Source organism: Actinomyces sp. oral taxon 170 str. F0386 (assembly GCF_000195595.1).
Classification (GTDB): domain Bacteria; phylum Actinomycetota; class Actinomycetes; order Actinomycetales; family Actinomycetaceae; genus Actinomyces.
The window spans coordinates 1-24,149 of the sequence record NZ_GL882522.1 but is presented as its reverse complement, the minus strand read 5'-3'; the positions used below and the strand labels follow the sequence as shown (position 1 = coordinate 24,149).

General features: G+C 70.1%; 17 protein-coding genes. 10 read left to right on the top strand and 7 right to left on the bottom strand.

Features of this window, described 5'->3' with window-relative positions; genetic code table 11:
- Window positions 1–561: 561 nt before the first annotated feature.
- Window positions 562–1,599, bottom strand: a complete 1,038-nt coding sequence (locus tag HMPREF9056_RS03595; protein ID WP_009402870.1) for an iron chelate uptake ABC transporter family permease subunit — start codon at window positions 1,597–1,599, stop codon at window positions 562–564.
- Between the two features lie 101 nt (window positions 1,600–1,700).
- A complete protein-coding gene (locus HMPREF9056_RS03590) occupies window positions 1,701–2,684 on the bottom strand; it encodes an iron chelate uptake ABC transporter family permease subunit (protein WP_087942177.1) in 984 nt (327 codons plus the stop codon).
- A 92-nt stretch (window positions 2,685–2,776) separates the two neighbouring features.
- Here HMPREF9056_RS03590 and HMPREF9056_RS03585 point away from each other — a divergent pair, with 92 nt between their 5' ends.
- The 4 genes from HMPREF9056_RS03585 to HMPREF9056_RS03570 all read left to right on the top strand — a co-directional run bounded on the left by HMPREF9056_RS03585 (window position 2,777) and on the right by HMPREF9056_RS03570 (window position 6,666).
- Complete coding sequence (locus HMPREF9056_RS03585; RefSeq protein ID WP_034513661.1) at window positions 2,777–3,832, top strand: ABC transporter substrate-binding protein; 1,056 nt, start codon at window positions 2,777–2,779, stop codon at window positions 3,830–3,832.
- 3 nt (window positions 3,833–3,835) lie between these two features.
- The gene (locus HMPREF9056_RS03580) at window positions 3,836–4,711 is read left to right on the top strand and encodes an ABC transporter ATP-binding protein (RefSeq protein WP_009402866.1); all 876 of its coding nucleotides are present in this window, start codon (window positions 3,836–3,838) and stop codon (window positions 4,709–4,711) included.
- A gap of 269 nt (window positions 4,712–4,980) precedes the next feature.
- Entirely contained in the window at window positions 4,981–6,003 is a 1,023-nt protein-coding gene (locus HMPREF9056_RS03575) for a zinc-dependent alcohol dehydrogenase family protein (RefSeq protein WP_009402865.1), read from the top strand.
- Window positions 6,004–6,126: 123 nt separating this feature from the next.
- On the top strand, window positions 6,127–6,666 hold the full coding sequence (locus HMPREF9056_RS03570) for an NAD(P)H-dependent oxidoreductase (RefSeq protein WP_009402864.1): 540 nt from the start codon (window positions 6,127–6,129) through the stop codon (window positions 6,664–6,666).
- A 74-nt stretch (window positions 6,667–6,740) separates the two neighbouring features.
- Here the strand turns inward: HMPREF9056_RS03570 and HMPREF9056_RS03565 are convergent, their stop codons facing one another.
- On the bottom strand, window positions 6,741–7,235 hold the full coding sequence (locus tag HMPREF9056_RS03565; RefSeq protein WP_009402863.1) for a GNAT family N-acetyltransferase: 495 nt from the start codon (window positions 7,233–7,235) through the stop codon (window positions 6,741–6,743).
- Window positions 7,236–7,326: 91 nt separating this feature from the next.
- A complete protein-coding gene (locus HMPREF9056_RS14960) occupies window positions 7,327–8,655 on the bottom strand; it encodes an NAD(P)H-dependent oxidoreductase (protein WP_009402862.1) in 1,329 nt (442 codons plus the stop codon).
- A gap of 260 nt (window positions 8,656–8,915) precedes the next feature.
- Here HMPREF9056_RS14960 and HMPREF9056_RS03555 point away from each other — a divergent pair, with 260 nt between their 5' ends.
- The 5 genes from HMPREF9056_RS03555 (at window position 8,916) to HMPREF9056_RS03535 (ending at window position 17,014) form a co-directional block, all read left to right on the top strand.
- The gene (locus HMPREF9056_RS03555) at window positions 8,916–9,809 is read left to right on the top strand and encodes an inositol monophosphatase family protein (protein WP_034513657.1); all 894 of its coding nucleotides are present in this window, start codon (window positions 8,916–8,918) and stop codon (window positions 9,807–9,809) included.
- A 109-nt stretch (window positions 9,810–9,918) separates the two neighbouring features.
- A complete protein-coding gene (locus HMPREF9056_RS03550) occupies window positions 9,919–11,031 on the top strand; it encodes an ATP-binding protein (protein ID WP_009402860.1) in 1,113 nt (370 codons plus the stop codon).
- A 247-nt stretch (window positions 11,032–11,278) separates the two neighbouring features.
- On the top strand, window positions 11,279–12,115 hold the full coding sequence (locus HMPREF9056_RS03545; protein WP_009402859.1) for an undecaprenyl-diphosphate phosphatase: 837 nt from the start codon (window positions 11,279–11,281) through the stop codon (window positions 12,113–12,115).
- A 136-nt stretch (window positions 12,116–12,251) separates the two neighbouring features.
- The gene (locus tag HMPREF9056_RS03540) at window positions 12,252–13,577 is read left to right on the top strand and encodes an exonuclease subunit SbcD (protein WP_009402858.1); all 1,326 of its coding nucleotides are present in this window, start codon (window positions 12,252–12,254) and stop codon (window positions 13,575–13,577) included.
- A complete protein-coding gene (locus HMPREF9056_RS03535) occupies window positions 13,574–17,014 on the top strand; it encodes an AAA family ATPase (RefSeq protein WP_009402857.1) in 3,441 nt (1,146 codons plus the stop codon). Before HMPREF9056_RS03540 ends, HMPREF9056_RS03535 begins: the two co-directional genes overlap by 4 nt.
- Window positions 17,015–17,080: 66 nt before the next feature.
- On the opposite strand, the gene HMPREF9056_RS03530 is transcribed toward HMPREF9056_RS03535, so the two are convergent.
- The 3 genes from HMPREF9056_RS03530 to HMPREF9056_RS03520 form a co-directional block, all read right to left on the bottom strand.
- Window positions 17,081–18,121, bottom strand: coding sequence for a hypothetical protein (locus HMPREF9056_RS03530; protein ID WP_034513653.1), 1,041 nt, complete (start codon window positions 18,119–18,121; stop codon window positions 17,081–17,083).
- A 101-nt stretch (window positions 18,122–18,222) separates the two neighbouring features.
- A complete protein-coding gene (locus HMPREF9056_RS03525; protein WP_009402855.1) occupies window positions 18,223–20,484 on the bottom strand; it encodes a beta-galactosidase in 2,262 nt (753 codons plus the stop codon).
- Between the two features lie 61 nt (window positions 20,485–20,545).
- On the bottom strand, window positions 20,546–22,957 hold the full coding sequence (locus HMPREF9056_RS03520; protein ID WP_009402854.1) for a sialidase family protein: 2,412 nt from the start codon (window positions 22,955–22,957) through the stop codon (window positions 20,546–20,548).
- 152 nt (window positions 22,958–23,109) lie between these two features.
- On the opposite strand from HMPREF9056_RS03520, the gene HMPREF9056_RS03515 reads away from it, so the two are divergent.
- Window positions 23,110–24,090, top strand: a complete 981-nt coding sequence (locus tag HMPREF9056_RS03515; protein WP_009402853.1) for a DUF4862 family protein — start codon at window positions 23,110–23,112, stop codon at window positions 24,088–24,090.
- Window positions 24,091–24,149 lie beyond the last annotated feature (59 nt).

Genomic DNA, 24,149 nt, shown 5'->3' with positions numbered 1-24,149 from the left:
CCCGGTTGCGACCGGGTGCTGAGCCTTGCGCGCCCGCGGGCGCAGGGGATTGTCGGGACGTACTCATCACGGAAGCCTCCTCGCTACCGAAACAGCTCCACCCCATCAGGTCGGGCAACACTGCCCGCCCGGGCGGTGTATTGACATTACCCGCCCACACCCCAACACCGCCAGACCCGACAACCACCCTGTGGAAAACCCCGGGTCAGTCTTGATCGGCCGGCCTCTACTTGCCCAGTCCACTGCTCACACGAGCCGACGCACATCGGACATGCCGTTGCGACTGCGTGAGTCCTGCTCGCTTCCGGCTACCTGAGCCGACACAGATCAAGCCTGGCTCGATATCACTCCGAACCTCCCGAGCTACCACCGGCTACCGCCAGGCCGTCCACCTGAGGTGGCCGTGCACCACCTGAGCGCAACGCCCTGGCCCACAGCCGAGATCGTGTCCATCCCAGGTGGATCCGCGCCACCTGACCTCACACAACTCCAACAACCATCACACAGCCCAATCAGCACCCCACGGGCCCGGACTCGCGCCCCCCGTCCCTTGGCGCACCTTCAGCCACCTTGTCCGGCACGCCCGGAGGGACACATGAGCAGCCAGATGAGATACATCCCGCCCAGTGCGGCACTGACCAGGCCCACCGGGATCTGGAAGGGGCTGAGCAACCGCTGCGCCAGAAGATCGGCGCCGCCCAGCAGCAGCGCCCCCATGGAGGCCGAGGCGACCATCGTGATCCCGGCAGACCGGCTCAGGCGCCGCGCCAGCTGCGGAGCCGCCAGCGCCAGGAAGCCGATCGGCCCGGCCACCGCAACGCACACGGCAGCCAGCACCACGCCGTAACCGAGCATCATCCCACGGATCCGGTTCACGCGCGTCCCCAGGCTGGTGGCGGCATCGTCGCCCATCTCCAGCATGGAGGCGGGCCGAATAAGCCAGAGCACCTGCGGCAGCAGCACGACCGCAGCGATGAGGAGCGGGCGGACCTGCCCCCACGAGATGGCGTTGAAGGAGCCGTACTGCCAGGCCTTGGCCGCCTCGGCGCTCTGGAGGGAGGTCCGGGAGATGAGGTAGCCGTTGGCCGCCGACAGCATCTCCGACAGGGCGATACCGGCCAGGATGAGGTTGTCGCCGCCAATCCCGCGGCGCAGCGCGACAAACGCGACGAGCGCCGCCGTCGCGAAACCACCGAGGATCGAGCCGGCACCGATCTGGAAGGTCGAGGAGGCGGAGGCCAGCAGGATCGCCAACAGCCCTCCCGTCGAGGCACCGGTGGTGAAGCCGACAATATCGGGACTGCCCAGAGGATTGCGGGACAGGCTCTGGAAGATGGCGCCCGACAGCGCCAGCATCGCCCCCACCAGCACGGCCGCGAGCGCCCGTGGCAGACGCTGGTCGATGACGATGAAGCGATCCAGGTCGCTTCCCGTGCCGCGCAGCAGCGTCCCCAGAGCGTCCGCCGAGGAGATGTTGTAGGTGCCGGTGAGAACCGTCAGCACCATGACCGCCAGGGCCGTCAGGACCAGGAGGGTCGTCACCGTGACGGCGCGGCGGTGGATCAGGATCTCCTGCCGGGGCCCCACGGGCAGCCTCATGAAGGACCGGGGAGGCCCCGAGCGGACCTGCTGCCCCGACCCTTCCGGATTCGCGCGCGACTCCGCCCCCTCCGGAAGTCGTGGATTCGCGGTGGGCCGGCTCATCGGGTCCTCACCCCCGTGCGTCGCACCACCATGGCCAGGAGGACGGGGCCACCGATGAAGGCTGTGACGACGCCGGCCTCCATCTCCGCGGGAACGATGAGGACGCGCCCCAGGATGTCGGCCCCCAGGAGCAGGATCGGCCCGGCCACGAGGGAGACCGCCAGCAGCTTGCGCTGGTCGGCCCCCAGGGCGAGCCGCAGCACCTGCGGCACCACGAGCCCGACGAAGGATATCGGGCCGACGGCCGCCGTCGACGCCCCGCACAGGAGCGTGATGGCGGCCAGCGCCAGGGCGCGCGCCCGTGCGGGGCTCACCCCCAGGGCCCTGGCCTGCTCCTCCCCCAGCGCCAGGGCATTGAGGGTCAGCCCGGAGGCCAGGGCAAGCACGAGGCCGACGGCGAGGAAGGGGCCGATCCACACCAGCAGGCCGGCGTCGCGCCGAGCGAGCGAGCCCAGGACCCAGAAGCGGTAGGAGTCGAAGGTCTTGGAGTCGTACATGGTGATGGTGCCGGTGATGGCGCGCAGGCTGGCTCCCAGCGCCACCCCGGCCAGCACCAGGCGCGCCGGCCCTGCGTCGGCGCTGCGGCGGGCCATGAGGTGGACGAGTCCTGCGGCCAGAGCCGCCCCGGCGAAGGCGAACCAGAGGTAGCCGCCGACGTCGTCGACTCCCAGGACGGACAGCGACAGGACGACGGCGAGGGAGGCGCCGGCGTTGACGCCGAGGATTCCGGGCTCGGCCAGTGGGTTGCGGGTCAGTCCCTGCATGACGACTCCCGCGACGGCCAGGGCGGCCCCGACGACGACGGCCAGAACGGTGCGCGGCATGCGCATCCTCCAGATGATGATGGAGGCGACGGTCTTCCTCTGCCCGGCGAGCCCGGTGAGAATCTCCTCCAGGGTCAGGCTGCGGGTCCCGACGGCGAGGCTGACGAGGATCAGCGCCGAAAGCAGCACCAGGCAGATGAGCAGCACAACGCCCATCCGGGACCTGAAGGCGATCTTGTCCACTCCTACCTCGTTTCCCACGGGTTGATTCTTGATCAAAACAGTACGACTGAGGTTAGCCTAAGCACATGACATCGCTCTACAGCCGCCGGTCCGCGATTGCCTTCGCGGGACTGGCCACTGCTCTGCCCGTCCTGGCCGCCTGCTCCTCCAAGAAGGGCGGATCGGACTCGGCAGCCTCCCCCGACTCGTCCGCCTCCGCAGGGGCCAAGCCCACCCCGACATCCTCGGTGCCCACGGGCATGCCCGAGGGCAAGGGCTCGGGTCAGGCCGACGACGTCTTCCCCCGCACGGTCACCCACTTCAAGGGCTCAGCCGAGATCCCCGCGGCCCCCACGAAGGTCGTTGTCATCGCCACCGGCCAGCTCGACGTCGCCCTCACCCTGGGCATCGTGCCGGTGGGCTCCACCAAGGGCGACGGCGCCGAGGCCGTGCCGGACTACCTCAAGAAGGCCTTCCCCAAGTACGCCGACCAGCTGGGCTCGCTCACGGACATCGGCTCCCGCAAGGACCCCAGCGTGGAGGCCGTCAGCAACCTGGCCCCCGACCTCATCCTCATGAACGGGGCCATCAAGAAGGCCGACGAGGTCTACGCCTCCATGTCCGCCATCGCCCCGACGGTGGTGACGCAGGGAACCGGCCAGTACTGGAAGCAGGACTTCCTGCTCGTGGCCGATGCCCTGGGCAAGCCCGACACGGCCAAGAAGTGGCTGGAGACCTACCAGGCCGACGCCGCCAAGGCCGGCGCCGCCATCGAGGGCGCCCCCGCGGTCTCCCTGCTGCGCCACAACGAGGAGCGTCTGCGCCTGTTCGGCCCGCTGTCCACCCCCGGCTCGGTGCTGGCCGACATGGGGCTTGCCCGCCCCAAGGACCAGCAGTTCACTGATGACACCTCCAAGGACATCTCCCCCGAACAGCTCGAGCAGGCCAATGGCGACTGGCTGTTCTACGGCGTTCAGGGCGGCGACGCCTCGAAGGTCACCTCACTGGATCTGTGGCCGGCGCTGAACCCCGTCGACGCCAAGCAGGCCGTCCAGGTCGACGACGACGCCTTCTTCCTCAACGCCGGCCCGACGGCCATCCGCACCATCCTCACCACGGTCTCCGACTCCCTGAAGAAGTAGCCCGTGCCCTCCCCCGTCTCGACGGAGGCGCCCGCGGACGCCCAGGCCCCTTCCACGGGCCTGGGCGTCCGGGGCATCTCCCTGGCCTACCATCCCAGTCATCCCATCATCGAGGACCTGAGCACGGCCATCACCCCGGGCGCGGTGACGATGATCGTGGGCCCCAACGGCTGCGGTAAGTCCACGCTGCTGCGCGCCATGAGCCGGGTGATCTCACCATCGGCCGGGCAGGTGGTCCTCGATGGCCGTGACATCGCCTCCCTGGCACCCAAGAAGCTCGCCCGGCGGGTGGGCATGCTCGCCCAGTCCTCGATCGCCCCGCCCGGGATCACGGTCCACGAGCTGGTGGCGCGCGGCCGCTACCCCTACCAGTCGCTCCTGCACCAGTGGTCGCCCGACGACGACGCAGCCGTCACCGAGGCCATGGAGCGCACCGACGTCGTCGGCCTGGCGAACCGGCACGTGGCCGCTCTCTCCGGTGGTCAGCGTCAGCGGGTGTGGGTGGCCATGGCCCTGGCCCAGCGCACTGACATCCTGCTGCTCGACGAGCCGACCACCTACCTGGACCTGGCCCACCAGGTGGATCTGCTTGAGCTGTGCCGCGAGCTCAACACCGAGCTGGGGACCACGATCGTGGCGGTGCTCCACGATCTCAACCAGGCCTGCCGCTACGGCGACGAGGTCATCGCGATGCGCATGGGCTCCATCGTGGCCCACGGGCGGCCCGAGGAGGTCGTCACCGCCGAGATGGTCGAGGATGTCTTCGGCGTGGCCGTGCAGGTCATCTCCGACCCGCTCACCGGGACCCCGCTGGTGCTGCCGCTTCCGCGCGGAGCCGGCGGGACGACGTCGGACACTGAGGACGAGCAGGGGCGGTAGCGCCCTGCCGGGCTCATCCGGGCTTCGGCCGAGCGCGATCACCCGCAATCGTCACCGCTGCTCGCCGGCGCCGGGCTTCGCCCGTGCTCGGGCCGAACACGCCGGGCCCTCAGGTTGAAGCCGGTGTTCCACAGCCCCGCTGGGTGGCCCTGACAGAACCTCCCACGCGGTGGACCCGCGTCACGGCGCGTGTCTAGTCTTCACGTATCAACCCGCACTGATGTGAGGACATACCTGTGACTGCTTCTGCTCCTGCCCTGCCCACCACGATGCGCGGCGTCGTCATGCACGCCGCCGGTGACGTGCGCGTCGAGGACCGCGAGGTCCCCCACGTCATCGAACCCACCGACGCCGTCATCAAGCTCGAGGCCGCCTGCGTGTGCGGCTCGGACCTGTGGCCCTACCGGGGCATCCAGCCCCTGGAGGAGGCCCGCCCCATGGGCCACGAGTACGTGGGCACCGTCGTCGAGGTCGGCGACGACGTCAAGAGCGTCAAGGTCGGCGACTTCGTCGTCGGCTCCTTCTGCCTGAGCGACAACACCTGCGAGATCTGCGAGGACGGCTACCAGTCGCGCTGCGCCAACGGCGGCTTCATCGGCGACACCCAGGCCGAGTACACGCGCGTGGCCCTGGCAGACGGAACCCTCGTCGTCGTCCCCGGCGGCAGGCCCGAGGACCCCGAGATCATTGCCTCGCTGCTGGCCGCCTCCGATGTCCTGGGAACCGGCTGGTTCGGGGCCGTGGCGGCCCAGGCCGGCCCCGGCAAGACCATCGCGGTGGTCGGCGACGGCGCCGTGGGCCTGTCCGCGGTGCTGGCCGCCAAGGCCCTGGGGGCTGAGAGGGTCATCGCCTTCTCCCGCCACGAGGACCGGGCGGCCCTGGCCCGCGAGTTCGGCGCCGACATCGTCATCGCCGAGCGTGGCGACGAGGGCGCTGCGAAGGTCAAGGAGCTCACCGGCGGCTACGGCGCCCACGGCGTCGTCGAGGCCGTGGGCAACCAGACCTCGATGATGCAGGCCATCGCCTCCTGCCGCCCCGGCGGGCACCTCGGCTACGTGGGCGTGGCTCACGGCGTCTCCCTGCCCGGGGACCAGCTCTTCTTCGCCGAGATCAACATGCTGGGCGGACCCGCCCCCGTGCGCCGCTTCCTGCCCGACCTCATCGACCGCATCCTCAAGCGCGAGATCAACCCCGGCAAGGTCTTCACCCTGCGCCTGCCCCTGGAGGACGCGCCCGAGGCCTACAGGGCCATGGATGAGCGCCGCGCCATCAAGGTGCTCCTGGAGCCCTGATCCGGTCCGCGCCCGCACGGCACCGGCAGTGCGTAGCATCTGGCGTGACGGCGCGACGCCGTCAGGCCCTTATACGCACAAATGCACACCGGCCATCGTTACCCCCTGAACGCAGGAGCGCTCATGAAGACCCTTGTTCTCGTCTTCCACCCCGACATGTCCGACTCACGCATCAACCGTCCCCTGGCCGCCAGGGCCGAGGCCCTCGGCGATGACGTCACCGTGCGCTACATGTACAAGATCTACCCGGACCAGAAGGTCGACGTCGACGCCGAGCAGGCGATTCTGGAGACCGCCGACCGGATCGTCCTCCAGTTCCCCTTGTACTGGTACTCCACCCCCGCTCTGCTCAAGCAGTGGGAGGACGACGTCCTCCTCTACGGCTGGGCCTACGGCTCCACCGGCAAGGCGCTGACGGGCAAGGAGCTGCTGGTGGCCGTCTCAACCGGAGGACAGTACGGCGTCGACGAGGACGGTTACTCACTCACCGAGCTGCTGCGCCCGCTCCAGGCGACGGCGGACATGTGCCAGATGACCTACCTCGAGCCCTTCACCACCACGGGGACCCTCACCATCACCGATGAGGCCCTGGCTCAGCGTGTCGAGGACTATGCGGCCGTTCTGGAGTCCGCGGACCTTCCGGCTCTGGAGCACCGCGGCTGAACGCGTCAGCTTCCCGCCTTGCGCACCCTGAGGGCCCCGAGCCGGTTCATCCGACTCGGGGCCCTCAACGCATCTCAGTCGCCGTCAGACAGGTCCTTGAAGTAGCGGGCCACCGGCCAGCGCTGGAAGCCGAGCCCCTCGTAGGTGGCGCGGGCCGGGGCGTGACCGTGGTCCCCGCCGGTCTCCACCATCACCATGGCCATCCCTGCGGCTCGGGCCCGCTCCATGGAGTGGTTCATGAGGGCCCGGCCGATGCCGCGGCGCTGGTAGTCGGGGTCGACGACAACGATGTAGACCTCCCCCATCCTGTCCTCGGGGTGCAGGCGGGTGCACACCCAGCCCACCGGGCGACCGTCGAGGACAGCGACGTCGACGCCGTCGGGCTCACCGTCGAGGACCTCGGCAAGATCGGCGGTCTGCCGCTGCCGCCAGCCCTCGGGGTAGAAGGATCGGTAGACGAAGGCGGGCACGTCCTGCTCCATGAGCGGGAATACCGGGGCCCAGGCGCGCAGGGAGAGGTCCAGCAGCGCCTGACGCTGCTGTGGCCGGTACGCGGCGATCTCAACCATGCCGGAATCCTACGGTGCGCTCGGTCGACGTGCAGTCCCCGCCGGTGATCGCACCGGCGGGGACCCAACAGACTCACGGACGGGCGGCGCCTCAGCCGAAGATGTCGAGCATCGGCAGCTCGCGGGTCTGGAGGACGGCGGCGTAGTCCTGTGCGCGCCGGGCGATGGCCTCGTCGGTGATCTCCAGGGCGCCCACCGACAGGAAGGGCACGGCGTACTTGGTGCCGATGACGCGAGAAGTGCCCTGCATGGGGCGCAGGAACTCGTGGATCGTGTAGATGTGAGCGCCCTCGCGGCCGTAGGCGCTGCCGGCGCCGCCGACGCTGACGGCCAGGAGAAGCTCCTTGCCGTGCAGAGCCGTGCCGGTCGAGCCGTAGGCCCAGCCGAAGGTGAGGACGTCGTCGAGCCACTTCTTGAGCAGGGGCGGGCAGGAGAGCCAGTACATGGGGTACTGCAGGACGATGCGGTCGGCGCCCAGCAGGGCCGCCTGCTCGGTGGCCACGTCGATGTTGAAGTCGGGGTAGATGTCGTACATGTAGCGCACGGTGATGTTGCCGCCGAGCGACTCCGCCGTGGCCCCGAGGGCCTTGTTGACCCGCGACTCGGAGATGTTGGGGTGGAAGACGAGAACGAGAGTGTTCACGGAGGACTCCCTGGTGTCGTTGGACTGTGGTGCGGAGGACGTGCCCCGCGAGGCGCCGTCGCCTCCGGCGTCGGAGGTGGACAGGACGTCGCTCAGGCCGGAGAAGCCGCCGATGATGACCTCCAGCTTGGGGGTCATCGCGCCGCGGTCCAGCCAGGACTCCTTGGGGCGGAAGGGGACACGGTCGGCGTCGTCACCGCTGTGGAGCTGGTTCGACCGCTGCATGCCCAGGGCCGCGCTCGACCCGCCGAAGCGCTCGTCCCACATGCGGGTAGCGATGTCGATGCCGCGCTCGCGGCGTCCCGGCTGGTGCTCGGACTCGATGGTCTCGGCCATGGCGGCCGCCTGCTGGTGGGAGGTCAGGACCGTCGAAAGTGTGTAGTTGAGGGCCAGGTAGGCGTCCTCGCTGCGCAGGCCGCCCGAGACGAGGGCGTTGTGGGCGCGCTTGGCCACGGACATGAAGGGCACATAGGCCCAGGCCAGATCGATGAGGGTGTGGTCCAGGCCGGGATTGGCGTCGAGCACGTCCCACAGGGAGTCGGAGAGCTGACGCAGATAGTCCTGCCAGCTCAGTCCGGCGGGTGGCAGCGTGACGTCGGCGGAGACGCGCTCTAAGCAGGCCACGAGCAGATCGTCGCGCGAGCTGACGGTGCGTGCGAGGTCGGCTGTACTCACCCCCAGTCGACGCGCCACCTTGCCCATCGTGAACCGGTCCACACCAATCTCGAGGGCGGCTGTGACGACGTCGTCCCTGGTAAAACCGGCATTATGCTGCATAGAGCCTCCCGGGTTGGGTCATACTCGTCAGCGTAACGAACCAATAACAGGCAGCCAAATCGAATCCGCCTATACTCACGATGCTCGATGCTGTTTTTCCGCAATATGACGGCGGAATGCAGCCCACCTCCGTTCCCTGCCGCACCGCCTGGATTCTCAAGTTTTGATAACGACTCGGCACGCCTCCGCTGAGCTCGGTCGGTGGCGCGCCCGACGACGGTGGGGTCTCACCGAACCCGCTCCCCCGCTACCGTGGTGTCATGAGCGAGACTCCCCGCCCACAACGCCCCGTCTTTCCGGAACCGCCCGCGGCGCCCTCGCCGGCAGCGGCACCGCCCGCTCCGACGGCGCCCCCGGCCAAGCAGCGGCGCTGGCGAGATGATCTGCACCTGGCGCACACGATCGCCAACAAGGTGGACAGTCTCACCCAGGCCCGTTTCGACGCCGGGAACTTCACGGTGGAGACCAAGTCGGATCTGACACCGGTCACCGAGGCCGACCGGGAGGCCGAGCGCGTCATCCGTGAGCAGCTGGGCCGGGCGCGCGGACGTGACTCCGTCCTGGGTGAGGAGCTGCCCACCACCGGTCACTCCTCGCGCCAGTGGGTCATCGACCCGATCGACGGAACCAAGAACTTCGTGCGGGGCGTGCCGGTGTGGGCCACGCTCATCGGCCTCATCGAGGACGGCCAGTGCGTCGTCGGGCTGGTCTCCGCACCCGCGCTGGGGAGGCGCTGGTGGGCCGTATCCGGCGGTGGGGCCTGGACCGGACGGTCGCTGAGCTCGGCACGACGGATGTCGGTGTCCGGCGTCGACGACCTCACCCGGGCCTCGATGTCCTACTCCTCGCTGTCGGGATGGGCACAGGTCAAGCGGCTGCGCGGAATGCTGGGGCTCATGCAGTCGTGCTGGCGCACCCGCGCCTACGGGGACTTCTGGTCCTACATGCTGGTGGCCGAGGGCGCCGTGGACCTCGCGGCCGAGCCCGAGCTCGAGCTCTATGACATGGCGGCGCTCGTGCCCGTGGTCACCGAGGCGGGCGGGCGCTTCACCTCCCTCGACGGCGAGCCCGGACCCTTCGGGGGCAACGCGGTGGCCACGAACTCACTACTGCACGACGTCGCCCTGAACCACCTGAGCGCCGAGACCGACTGAGTCGCCGCAGCCGGCCGAGCCTTCACCTCCCATCACTGGAACTCAGCACGCTCTGAAGTTATAAAAGATCTAAAAGATCTAAAACGCGCAAAAGTGGAGACGATCACGCATGACCAATCCCTTCAAACCCACAGCGGGCGCAACGCCTCCCTTACTTGTTGGCCGCAGCCGCGTCATCGAGGAGTTTCTGGAGAGCCTCGATGACGGCCCCGGAGCACCCGGACTCCTGGAGCTCATCACTGGCGCTCGGGGCGTCGGGAAGACCGTCATGCTCACCGCACTGGGAGACTCGGCACGAGAGCGCGGCTGGGTGGTCGTTGATGAGACCGCACGCGAGGGGCTCATGGATCGCCTCGCCACCGAATTCACTCGCCAGCTATCGCAGCTCGCCGGCAAGGAGCGCTCACGGTTGACCTCCTTGAGCCTAAGCACACCGCTCGGAGGCGGTAGCGCAACACTGGAGCACGCACCTGCTCCTGAGCCCTCCTGGCGGCAGAAGGCGCGAGCACTGACCCAGTGGCTCGCGGAGCACGGCACCGGCCTGCTGCTCACTATCGACGAAGTGCATGCCATTCCGCGCGAGGAACTGCGAGCCCTGTCCGCAGAGGTGCAGCACCTCATTCGCGAAGGGGCTCCCATCGGCCTGCTCATGGCGGGACTCCCCAAAGCCGTTGAGGAGCTCCTCAATGACGACATCACCACCTTCCTGCGTCGAGCCGAGCGGATAGAACTCGGTGAGGTGGCCATCGACGACGTCTGTGAGGCCCTGAAGTCGACCTTCGACACGGGCGCGAAGGCGTTGAGCAACAACCTGGCCCAGGAGTGCGCGAACGCGACCGGCGGTTACCCATTCATGATCCAGCTCGTGGGGTACCAGGTGTGGAAGCACAGTGGCGATGGCCCAGTGACCCAGCCAGCAGTCGCCGCAGGAACGACCGCTGCCCGACTGCGCCTCGGCAACCTGGTTCATGCTCCGGCACTACGCGACCTGTCCGACGTCGACCGCACCATGCTCGTGTGCATCGCCAAGGACGACGGCCCCTCACAGATCGCCGACATCGCCGAACGCATGGATCGCCCTGTCAACTACGTGTCGGTCTACCGCAACCGGCTGCTCACCGCCGGGATCATCAAGACCGCCGGCTACGGCAGGGTCGACTTCGCCGCCCCCTATCTGCGTGAGTACCTGCGCGAGCACGCAGCGCACCTCGTCATGGAGTGAGGCGCAGCCGCAGCCGACCACCCGCAGCCACACGCCGGGATCACACGGGCTGGACTTGCCACGCATCCAACGTTATAAAAGGGATACAAACTCATACGCGGCCCTAGAACTGGGTGTTTGACCCGGCGTCGCTGCGCGACTGAGCCGTCCACTGCTGCGGCGGGTACCACAGCTACCCGGCCGTTCCCCCATCCCTGGCGCCGGTAACCTGCCGTGAGTCCACCATCCATCCACCCCAGGAGTCCCTGTGAACTGGCTGCACGCCGTCCTCCTCGGCATCGTCGAGGGCATCACCGAGTTCCTCCCGGTGTCCTCCACCGGCCACCTCAATATCGTCGAGAAGCTGCTCGGCTACGAGATCAACTCCGCGGGCATGACCGCCTTCACCGCCGTTATCCAGGTGGGTGCGATCATCGCCGCCATCATCTACTTCTGGGCCGATATCGTCCGCATCATCACTGCCTGGTTCAAGGGACTGAGTAACCAGCAGGCCCGCCAGGATCCTGACTACACGCTCGGCTGGGGCATCGTCCTGGGGTCCATCCCGGTGGCCGTCGTTGGTCTGGTCCTCAAGGACTTCATTCAGGAGTACGTCCGCTCCCTGTGGGTGATCGCCGGTGCCCTCATCGTGTGGTCGGCGGCCATGTGGATGGCCGACCGCCAGCAGAACCTCACCAAAGGCATGAAGGACGTCACTGTCAAGGACGCCCTCATCATCGGCGCCTTCCAGGCGCTCTCCCCGGTGTTCCCCGGCATCTCCCGCTCGGGAGCGACGATCTCCGCCGGTCTCTTCCTCAAATTCGACCGGGTGACGGCCACGCGCCTGTCCTTCTACATGGGCATCCCGTCCCTGGTCGCGGCCGGACTGCTGGAGGCCGTGACCGAGGCCGGAGCCATCGGTGACACCGTGGGCTGGACGCCCACCATCGTCGCGACGATCGTATCTGGAGTTGTGGCCTACGCGACCATCGCCTGGCTGCTGCGCTTCGTGTCCTCCAACAAGTTCACCTCCTTCCTCGTCTACCGCGTGCTGCTGGGCCTGGTCATCATCGCCCTGGTCTCCGCCGGCACCATCGCCGCCTGACATCTCCCTTTTCACCGGCAGCGGCATTCTTCGCGTGGGGCAACGGATTTTTCCGTTGCCCCACACGAATTCTGTCGTCCTCGACGACCATGAGGCATAGGAAATAGATGTCGGTGGGCTGTGAGACAGTGTCGGCATGCGGATCCTCCACACCTCCGACTGGCACCTGGGGCGCACCTTCCACGGGCGCGTGCTCGATGACGCGCACGCCGCCTTCGCCGACCACCTCGTCGAGCTCGTCACCGCCGAGTCAGTCGATGCGGTTCTCGTCGCCGGGGACGTCTACGACCGCGCCATCCCACCCAACGACGCCGTCGCCCTCCTGGATGAGACGCTGCGCCGCTTGACCGAGCGTACCCGGGTTGTCCTGACCCCCGGCAACCACGACTCCGCCCGCCGCCTCGGCTTCGCCGCCGACCTCATGCGCGAGGGCCTCATCATCCGGGCCCGCACCGCCGGCCTCGACCGCGGCATCATCCTCCCCGACGCCAACGGCAACGAGGCCGCCATCGTCCACGCCCTGCCCTACCTCGATCCCGACGCCGCCCGCGAGATCCTCCCACCCCTCCTTACCGAACGCCTCGGAGAGGAGACCCCCACGAGACACACAGCCGGAGAGGACCAGGACGAGAACCGGGACGCCGCCTCCCACCCCGTTCAACCGGAGCGCCCGCGTCTGTCCCGCTCCCACGAGGCCGTCGTCTCCGCCGCCCTGCGCCTCGTGGCCGCGGACCTGGACCGCCTGCGCGCCGGCCGCAGCCGGCGCCTGCCAAGCCTGCTCATGGTCCACGCCTTCGTCGTCGGCGGTGAGGCGAGCGAGTCCGAGCGGGACATTCGCGTCGGCGGCGTCGACTCCGTGCCCTCCGGGGTCTTCACCACCCTGGGCGGCTCGCCCCTGGCCGAGCGCAGCGGCGGCCTGGACTACGTGGCCCTCGGCCACCTCCACCGGCCCCAGGAGCTCACCCGGCCCACCGGCCCGCGCCTGGTCTACTCCGGCTCGCCCCTGCCCTTCTCCTTCGACGAGGCCGAAGGCGCCCGCAACGCCGCCACCAAGTCCTCCGTCCTGCTGGACCTGGGCGCCCACGGCGTCACCGGGCTGGAGCGCATCCCCACCCCGGTCCTGCACCAGGTACGCACCCTGACCGGCACCATGCCCGAGCTCCTCTCCCCCGCCTTCGACAACGCCACCGGCGCCTGGGTGCGCGTCATCCTCCAGGGCGGGCGGCCACCCGGCGCCCTGGCCACCCTCAAGGATCGATTCCCCAGCCTCCTGGCCTTCCAGCACGAGGCCCCCACGCGCACCGCCCGCGAGCGCATCGCCGTCACCGCCGTGGCCGACCCGCTGCGCATCACCGAGGACTTCTTCGACGACGTCTGCGGGCGCGCCCCCGAGCCCTCCGAGCGCGGTGTCCTGCGCAGCGCCTACGAGTCAGCCCTGGCGAGCGCGAGGAGCGAGCGATGAGGATCCACTCCCTGACCATGACCGGCATCGGCCCCTACGCGGGGCGGGAGCACGTCGACTTCGACGCCGTGGGCGCCTCGGGCCGCTTCCTGCTCACCGGCCCCACCGGGTCGGGCAAGACCACCATCATCGACGCGATCGTCTTCGCCCTCTACGGGGACGTAGCCGACTCGGCCGACTCCTCCAAGGAGCGCATCCGCTCCACACTCGTGGGCCCGCACACCGAGAGCGTCATCGAGCTCGTCTTCTCCACCGGCGCCGGCGTCTACCGGGTGCGCCGCACCCCCACCTACGAACGGGCCAAGCGGAGCGGCCAGGGCACCACCGCCCAGAACGCCACCGTCAAGCTCTGGCACCTGGCCGAGGTCGGCGGGGAACCGTTCGACGAACCCGTCACCCGCGTGGGCGACGCCGACGCGGAGATCGCACGCGCCGTCGGGCTCAGCCGGGAGCAGTTCACGCAGACGGTCGTCCTGCCGCAGGGCAAGTTCGCCCGGTTCCTGCGCGCCGACTCCTCCGAGCGCCAGCAGCTGCTCAAGGACGTCTTCGGCACCGGTATCTACGACGCCATCCAGGACGCCCTCATCCAGGCCTCCCGGGACGGGGCCCGGCAGGTCGAGCAGGCCGCCGCCGACCTGCGCGGACAAGTCGCCTCCCTGAGACGGCACCCCCTCCTCACCGAGGCGCCCTCCCCCGCCGAGACCACAGATACCGGCGAAGAGGCCGACGACGCTGACCATGCGACTCTCCAGGACGACTCGTCGCAGGAGGCCCCGCCCGGAGGGACCCGGGAGGCACTGCCGCTGCTCATGGAAGACGCCGACCACGACGAGCCGGAGGAGGCCGACGCCGGTCCTACTCCGACACCGGCCCAGGCCTTGGAGGCGGCAATGGTGGGCACTACCCCGGACCTGGTGGCTCTTCGCCGCGTCGGGGCCGAGGTGTTGGACGTCTCACGTAACCGTGCCCAGCAGGCCGATGCTCGTGCCGAGGCCGCTGGGAAGGTGCTCGCCAGGGCGCAGGCCGCCCGTGAGGAGGCCCAAAGGCTCCACGACCTCCTGGGGCGGCGTCGGGCCCTGGTGGAGGAGGATCAGCGGTTGGCCGAGCGCGCCGAGCAGGACGCCGATAATGCCGCGCGTCTCCAGGCAGCCGAGCGTGCAGCCCGGGTGCGGCCGTACCTGACCGCCGAGCAGGCAGCCCGCGGCCGCGCCCAGCAGGCCGTCGCCGCTCTGGCCGCTCGCGCCGACCAGAGCGGCCTGGCTCACCTCGCCGAGCAGGCCGGAGACACCAGTCCCGGCAGCACAGAGGAGGCCACCGGTAGCGACGCTCACAGTCATGGCGCCGCTCTGACACCCGCCGCCCTCGTCGAGCCCCTGGTCCGTGAAGCGCAGCACCAGTTCACCGCCCTCGAGGCTGACCCCAGCGAGGCAAGGGCCGGCGATACCGAAGCGAGCGCGGCCCCGCAGGACTCCGACACGGCAGAGACCCCTGTGGCGGCCGATGAATCGGAGACGGCCCGCGCCGAGGCCCTGAGCCCCCGCAGCCTTGACGATCTGGCGCACCGCTGCCGTCGCGAGCACGGGCAGCTCGAGGCCCTCGTGGACCTCGAGGCAGGCCTCCCTTCACGCGAAAGCGCCTTGCAGCAGCGGGAGGCGGAGCTGCAGCGCGCCGCAACCCAGCTGGAGCAGCGCGCGGAGAAGCTCGCCGAGCGCCCCGCGCAGCGCACCGCCCTGGTGGAGAAGCTGGAGGCGGCGAGGGCGGCCCGCGAGCGCCTGGACGGCCTTCAGGACCGCCGCGCCCAAGCCGAGGAGCGCCATCGCGCCGCCCTCGCCGTCGAGCAGCTCAGCACCCAATTGACCCAGCAGGACGCTGCCTGCACTCAGGCGGCCGCGCTCGCTCAGGAGGCGACCGAACGGGTTCGCGCCACGCGCCTGGCCTGGATCTCCGGGACCGCCGGGACGCTGGCCGGCGAACTCACCGAGGGCGAGCCCTGCCCCGTGTGCGGCTCGCCCACGCACCCCTCCCCCGCCTCCGCAGACGCCGAGGGTGCCACCCGCCAGCAGGTCGAGGCCGCCGAGGAGCGCCAACGGCAGGCCGACGAGGCGCTCAGCGGAGCCGTCCGGGAGCGAGACGCCTGTGCCGCGCAGCGTGAGGAGGCCCAGCGCAGCAGTGACGGTCTGGACGCCACTGCTGCCAAGGCCGCGCTGGACGAGGCCACCACCGCCCTGACCGCGGCTCAGGCCGCAGCCGACGGCGTCGACGAGCTGGCCGAACGGCTCGAGGCCTTCGATGCCGACACCGAGCAGGAGCGCACCGCACTCGATGCCACCCGCTCGGCCCAGGAGTCGGCCCGCAGTCGCCTGGAGGCCGACCGCGAGGCCCTGGCCCAGGACCAGAGGCGCTGCCTGGAGGCGCGCGGGTCCTGGCCGAGCGTCACTGCCCGCGCCGCCGCGCTGCTCGTGCGGGCAGGTGAGGCCGAGGACGCCTCCGAGGACGTCGAGGCGGCGCGCACCGCACTGGCTCAGGCCCGCAGCACCCTGACAGACCTGACTGAGGCCTTGAACGAGGAGGACTTCACCAGCGCCGCCCAGGCGCGGGCCGCCTCCCTGGACCGCGGTGCTATCGAGGACCTCACCGCCACCGTGAGCACCGCCGCCACCGCCCGCGAGCGGGTCCGGCTGGGTCTGGAGGACCCTGAGATCGCCGCCTTGAGCGGCCAGGAGGAGGACCGCCTCGAGGACACCTCCGCAGAGCTCGCCCGGGCGGACGCCGCCGCGAGGCAGGCCGCCTCCCTCCAGGCGCGCACCGCCGAGTCCCACGAGCACCTGCGCCGGGCCGTCGACGGCGTCGAGCAGGCGACAACCGCCTATGAGGAGGCGGCCGGCTCCAGCGCCGACCTCATCCGGGTGGCCTCGCTCGCCCGCGGGGAGAACGAGACCGGCATACCCCTGGCTACCTGGGTGCTTCAGGCCCGCTTCGAGGAGGTCCTCGTCTTCGCCAACGAGCGCCTGTCCCAGATGTCCTCCGGACGCTATGAGCTCATCCGGGTCACCGAGGAGACCAGCCAGCGCAGGCGCCGCAAAGGGCTGGGCCTGGCCGTCGTCGACCATCTCGGGGACGAGCGCACACGCGACCCCAGGACCCTCTCGGGCGGGGAGACCTTCTACGTCTCCCTGTCGCTGGCCCTGGCCCTGGCCGACGTCGTCTCGGCCGAGTCCGGGGGCGTGAGCCTAGAGACCCTCTTCATCGACGAGGGCTTCGGAACCCTGGACGCCGACACCCTCCAGACGGTCATGGCCGAGATCGACCATTTGCGTGCCGGCGGACGCACAGTCGGCATCGTCTCCCACGTGGCCGAGCTGCGCGACCAGATCGCCGAGCACATCGCAGTGCGGCGCGTCGCCTCAGGCGGATCCACCCTGAAGGTAACCGCATGAGAGGCCCGGGCCTCAGCAGGCCGAACTGCATCCGGGGCAGGACCGCATCCGGGTCGAAGGAGACGGCTACTGCTCCGATCCACCCTGGTCCTGCGCGCCGTCCTGCTGGCCGCCACCGTCATCCTGACCGGCACCGTCCTGGGAGTCCCCCTGCTGATCACCGGACTGGTCGGCGCCGCCCTGCGGGTCGATTCCCTGCTCGGCGGCCTTGTCCTTGACCGTGTTGAGGACACTGATGATGTCCTCACGGCCGGGGAAGGAGACGCCGGACTGCAGGGAGCTGAGGACCTGGTCGATGTTGCCGACCTTGATCTGACCGGCGAAGTTCTGCGCCTCGGCGACGGTCTGCTCCTTGAGCACGCCCGCCCCGTAGTAGACGCCTGCGGCCGTTGCGGCCAGGGGCAGGAATAACGAGGCCAGGACCAGTAACGCTGCCGGAGCCTTCGGCTTGGCGCGTGCCAGCGCTGCGCACGCCACGAAGAAGGCGATGAAGGCCAGCACCGCGCCGCCGCCGGCTGCGCCGATCGCAGTCCAGTTCGGCGTCCAGGTCTGGCTCGAGATGATCTCGAAGATGTGGAGCGTGGTCAGCAGCGTGTACGTCCCCCATCCCAGGAGCCCGGAGGCCACCAGCACCATGATCGTCCCCAGTGGCAGCGCAGCTGTGCGACGGCGCTTGGGCGGGCGAGGCAGCTCCACCGGCTGCTCGGGCTCAGGCTCGCTCCAGGCCTGCTGGGCCGGCACCTGCAAGGCCGTGGGGCGGGTGGGCTCGGGATTGACGTAGACGGGCTGGACCGGCTCGGCCAGGTAGGTGGCATGGGCCGGCATGGCCATCGTCTGCGGGGCCGCCTGCATGGGTTGGAGGACCTGGGTGTACTGGCTGCGCTGGTCCGGTGAGGCTGCCAGCTGCGGGGTCGACGTCGACGGCGGCAGATAGCCCCAGCCCTCACCACCCGGCGGCATGGCGATCGCCTCGGTGGCACCCGCCCGGGCCTCGGCCTCGGAGAGATCGATCCGCTCGGTCGGCCGTCCGCGGTCGACGTGATCGACGGTCGCATCCACCTCTGCGTCGTCGTCGAACTGCGGCCCACGGGAGAGAGGACGGGACACGATGAGGCTCCTTGCCAGGGGTATCGATTGGATCTCTACGACCACGAGGCTACGCCACCGACGCCGCCGGCACGAGGCACCTCAGCCTCTCGGACGAGAACTCACCGAGTGTTCTCGCGCACCACGAGCGCCGAGCGCGGGGCCAGGACGACGTGGCCCGTGCAGACCTGGCCGGTCAGCAGGTCGGTGCCCACGATCCCGGTCACCTCGGCGGCCCGGTCGCCGTGGTTGAGCAGGAAGAGGATCTCACCGCGCCGCTGGGCCTCGACGCCGTCGGGCAGGTCGGCGACGACCGGCCGCACCCGGGCGTGCGCGCACACCAGTGTCAGCAGAGCGGCCCGGCTGACGGCGTCGAGGTCGGCGGCCACGTACCAGGCCGCTCCTGCACTCCCCACTGCGCGCCGAGTGATGGCGGGCCGCCCGGCCAGATCCGCTCCCCCGCCGCGATCGTCGAAGACCGCCACTGCCTCAGCCGATTCCCGGCTCTGAGCGGCTTCGGCATCGCCGGGCGCTTCGTCGACACGGATCTCCTCAGCCCACCCGCCGGCGCGCAGCTCAGGGGCGGGTGAGCCCATCCGGTCCAGGACGCGGCGCAGCGGCTCACCGATCGGCTCCAGGCCCGTCCAGGTCTCGGCGGCGGGCGTTCCGACGGCGCGACTGAGACGGTTGACGAGCACCCCGCGGGAGTCGTTGTTAAAGCCCTCTGGTCCCACTGGGCCGCTCAGGGCGGCGTGGTCGGTGACCCGCACCCCGAGCAGGGGCCGCAACGACCCGAGGTAGCCGCCCAGGACCGCCTCGGCGCCGGCGTCGACGACCCCGGTGGGACCGGCCACGACGACCTGGGCGTCCACGGCAGCGGCCTGCTCCAGGTGGCGGGCGAGCTCTGGGCGGTCGATGAAGACCGCGGGCACGATGATGAGCCGGTAGCCGGTCAGCTCCGCCCCGACGGGGACGACGTCCGTGGCGATCCCCGTCTCCCACAGGCTGCGGTGCCAGGCACGAGCCGCCTCGAAGCGCTCGCCGAGCTCAACCGGTCCGATGGCCGAGCTCATGGCCCACTGGCTCTCCCAGTCCAGGACGACGGCCGCCTCAGCGCGCACCGGCTCCCCCAGCACCGGGCCGAGCCGCTTGAGGGCCCGGCCAGTGGCCACCACCTCGTCCCAGGTGCGGCTGGCGCGCCCGGCGTGTGGAACCATGCCGGAGTGGAAGGTCTCGGCGCCCTGGCGGGACTGGCGCCACTGGAACTGCAGGATGCCGTCGGCGCCGTGGGCCACGCGTGCCAGGGACCACAGGAGGAGCTGGCCGGGTCGCTTGGGCGAGTTGCGTCCGCGCCACTGGACGGCGCTGGGCGCCTGCTCCATGAGGATCCAGGGGCGTCCACCCGCCAGGCCCCGCATGAGATCACCGGCCCAGGCGACCTCATGGGCGGCGGCCGGGTCGGCGGGGTCGGGGTAGGAGTCGTCGGAGACGATGTCCAGAGAGTCGGCCCAGCGCCAGTAGTCGGTGGCCGGGAAGTCGCCCATGAAGTTGGTGGTCACCGGCAGGTTCGAGTGCTCGCGCAGGATGCGGGCCTCGGCCTCCATGAGGCTGCGCAGCTGGTGGTCGCAGAAACGCCTCCAGTCCAGGAGCTGGGCGGGATTGTGGAAGGTGGGCATGGCCGCCGGCGGGGTGACCTGCTCCAGACTTGTGTAGCGCTGGGACCAGAAGTCGGTGCCCCAGGCGGCGTTGAGGCGCTCGACGTCGCCGTAGCGGCCTGCCAGCCAGGCCCTGAAGGCCTGGGCGCAGGCCGGGCAGAAGCACTCGGCGGTGTGGCAGCCGTACTCGTTGCCGATGTGCCACATGACGACGCCGGGGTGCTCGCCCAGACGCTCGGCCAGCACCCTGGTCAGGGCGGTGGAGCGCTCTCGGTAGACGGTGGAGCTCGGGCAGTACTGCTGGCGCGAGCCGAGACCCAGACGCACGCCGTCGGCGGTCATCGGCAAGGACTCGGGGTGGTCGGTGGCCATCCAGGCGGGCGGGGAGGCGGTGGCGGTGGCCAGGTCGACGGCGATCCCGGCGTCGTGGAGGCGGCCGACGAGCTCCACGAGCCAGTCGAGCTCGTAGGTGCCCTCACGGGGCTCAAGGCGCGCCCAGGAGAAGATGCCCAGGGAGACCAGGTTGACGCCGGCCTCAGCCATGAGCTCGAGGTCCTCGGCGAGGGTGGCCTCGTCCCACTGCTCGGGGTTGTAGTCGCCGCCGTAGGCGGGGCTGGTCAGTCCCAGCAGCTCGTGGGGCGCTGAGCGACGCGCAGCAGTGTCGAAGACAGGCGTGTGCTCGGGCTGGGGCGTGGAGGCGGCGGAGGCTGAGGGCGCGGGGCTCGTCATGGGGTGATTCTCCCCCACGGCCCACACCGCGGGCGCCAGGATCGGGTGGCCATACGCGGATTCAGCTGATCGTTGAGCGCGAGCTCACCAGCCAGGTCAGCGGCACCGTGGTGAGGAAGAGCCCCTGCCACTCACGCTCCCACAGCAGGGCGATGTCACCGCTGGGCAGCTGGGCCATGCACTGGTAGACGTAGTGGCGCGGGTTGATGACCCGGTTGTGGGGCCAGGTGACGCCGTCGTCGTGGCTGAGGCGCATGACGCCGCAGCCGCGGAAGGGCAGCATCTGGGAGGCGTTGGCGAAGACGATGCTCCTGCTGCTGGGCTCAGCGGCTCCGGCGATGTCACTGGCACCGGTGACGGCGATGGCGTTGGGCTGGGAGAAGATCTCGGTGAGCTGGTCGTGGTAGTCGACCTCGCCCCAGGTGACGCCGCCGTCGTGGGAGACGGCGTGGGCGACCCGCCCCGCGGGGTGCTGGTTGCGGGCCCAGACGTGCACGGCGCCGTCGGCGCCCTCGACCAGGACGGACTCGTACAGGCTGGCCCGCTCGTCGGCCAGGTCGCGCGAGGAGACGATGTCGCCTAGAATTTCGCGCCCGTCGTTGGGTGAGGACCCCAGGGTCCAGCTGGCCCCGCCGTCGTCGGAGTAGATGGCGGCGCAGGACAGGAAGCCGGTGCCGCCGGCCTCGTGGCTGTAGTAGACGGGGACCAGGATGCGCCCGGCGTGCTCCGGCCCGGTCAGCTGGATGGCGTTGCCGGGTCCGGTGCCCAGGAAGCACATCCAGTCGGCCTTGAGCTGGGCGGTGATGTCGGTCGGCTCGGACCAGGTGGCGCCGTCGTCGTCAGAGGTGATCATGAGCAGGTGGGAGCTGCGGTGCTGGAAGAGGCACTCCTCGGGAGCCTGCTCGTAGGCGAGGTAGATGCTGCCGGCCGCTTCGCCTCCCAGGAGGACGTCGCCGGCGCGGGCGCCGGTGGCGGCGTCGTTGCTCAGGACGACTCGGTAGTCGGTGGGCTCGCCCGCGGCGGTGACCACCGTGCCGTCGGGTTCGACGGCGAACAGCTCGCGGGCACGGTTGTGCAGCACACGGCGCCCCTGGGCGTCGAAGCCGGTCCCCACGACGGCGTTGGGCTGGCCGATGCCGCCGGGGAACTGGTCGACCAGGCAGATGACACGGCCGGTGGAATGGTCCTGGACCAGGACCGAGTCGATGAGGGAGGCCCCCAGCGCGCCGGTTCCCGGCAGCGAGAGCAGGGTGCGCATCTCCTCCCAGGTCTGCCCGCCGTCGAGACTGCGACGCATGACGAGGTTGATGTCGTTGGGGGCGTCATTGGGGATGGAGACGCGCTGGTCGGCACCTGCCAGGATGACGCCGCTGTCCAGGGTGAGCAGGGAGGGGATCCGGTAGGACAGGGCACCGTGGTAGCCGGTGTCGAACAGCGCGCGCGTGGGCAGCGGGACAGCACCCGCCAGGCGCTTGATCTGGGCGTCGGTGAGGGCGGCGTCGTAGATCATGGCGGTCTGGACCTCACCGAAGAGGCGCTTGCCGTTCAGGTCCGCGCCCACGACCACGCGGGCCACCGGCGCGATGTCGGCCAGGAAGGCGCTGCCGGGGGCGTGGGCGACCTGGTAGCCGTCGACGTGGATCTCCACCGCGCCGCGCGCCGAGGTGACGACGACGTCGTGCCAGGCGCCGTCGTCCCAGTGGCCCGGGGCCCGCACCTCGACGAGGGGCTCGGTCTCAGGCGAGTCCGCTCCGGGCAGGACCCGGTAGGTCAGGCCTCCCGCGTCGATGTCGAGGTGCAGGGTGCCGCCCTGGCCGCTGGCGGCGATGACCCTGCCGGCCTGACCACGGCCGCGAGTGCGGAACAGAGCGCGGATGGCGCCGGTGGCCAGGGCCCCGACGCGGCGGGCGTCGCGGGCGGAGAGCTCACTGGCCGCGAACTGCACCATCGGGGTGACAGCCAGGGACTGGGCCATGACGGCGCGGTCGCTGAGGGGCTCGGCCCAGGCGGCCAGGCGCGTGACCGCCGCGATCCCGTCGGGGTCGATGCGCACGCCGGTCAGACCGATCTGGACGAGGAAGGCGGTCAGGGTCGTGGAGAAGCACTCGTAGCCGTCGGCATAGAGGTGGGTGCCGGTCTCGTTGACGGTCAAGGCGATCGTGTGGGGGCGACCGTCGTCCAGCCCCAGGGCGTCCTCGGCATCGAGGAGGCGCCGTTCGACGCCGTCCTGCTCCTCCGTCCCGATCTCCGGCGAGCCGTCGGATCCGAGCACCTGCTCGCCGTAGAGGCGGCCTCCGCGCAGAGACAGCGTGATCCGGCCATTGGAGCCGGTGAGCTCCATGAGGGTGACGTCGGCCCTGACGGAGACATCAAGGAGGATCGTGCCGCGCTCGCATGCGGCCAGGGCGGCGACGTCGCGCTCACTGACGCTCAGGGGCGAGGAGGCACCGGATGCGATGAGTTCAAAGAGCATGAGCCGGGTCTCCCAGGAGGGTATCGACTTTCTGGCGGATCGATGCGGTGAGACGAAACCTGTGCGCGACGGTGCGCCGCAACGCCATCCAGTCATATGATGTCTGATGTATCGCGCATTGTAGCACGATTCCAGAACCTCAAGGAGACCAGATGTCCGCCACCTCAGAGAATCGGACTGAGAACCGAGCCGAGAACCAGGCTGAGAAGCCCGCTGCTCACCGCACCGTACCGTTCGTCGTCGGCGCCTACCCCATGCTTCCCCCTGACGATGAGGACCGTCAGGGCGCCGCTGCCCTGTACGCCGCGCTGGCCGACCTCGGCTGGGTCGACGGCATCGAGCTGCCCTTCCGGGAGGCGCTTGACGCGCCCGAGCCGTGGCTGGCCGAGCAGCTGGCGGGGCGCTTCACGCAGTGCGTCATCACGGCGATCCCGGGAACCATGGGACGCGCCGGAGCCGACCCCGCCTTCGGCCTGGCCTCCCCCGACGACGACGGACGCGCTCAGGCCCTGGCCTACACCCGCACCCTGCTCGAGGCGGTCGACCGCCTCCATGAGGCCGCGGGGCAGCAAGTCATCACCCGGGTGGAGCTGCACTCGGCGCCCCATCATCAAGCCGGCGCCGAGGCCTTCCACGCCTCCTTGAGCGAGCTGGTCGAGGACTTCGCCTCCCGGGACCTGGGCATGATCGTGGAGCACTGCGACGCCGAGGGTGGCGTGGGCCCCTCGGAGAAGGCCTTCCTGCCACTGTCCCAGGAGATCGCCGCCTGCCGGGATACCCCGGCGCTCATCACCGTCAACTGGGGGCGCTCGGTCATTGAGAGCCACGACCCGGTGACCCCGGAGCACCATGTGCGCGAGCTGGTGGAGGCCGGGCGGCTGGGCGGTGTCATGATCTCGGGCGCCGGTCCCGAGAGGACCCAGTGGGCCTGGGCGTGGGCCGATGCGCATCTGCCGCTGGCCGAGCATGAGCCGACCAGCTGGCTCACGCCCGAGCGGGTGGCCGCCACGATGTGTGCGGCCTCGGGTTCTCAGACCTATGAGGGTCTCAAGATCAATACCCCGGCCAGTGCCTCCCTGGAGGACAAGCTGGCCTGGGTGCGACGCGTGCGCGAGACCATGCTCATCGACTGAGTCGTCCCAGACCCTCCCGACCTCATAAGGCGTCAGTGAGCGCGACGTCGCCGCCCTGG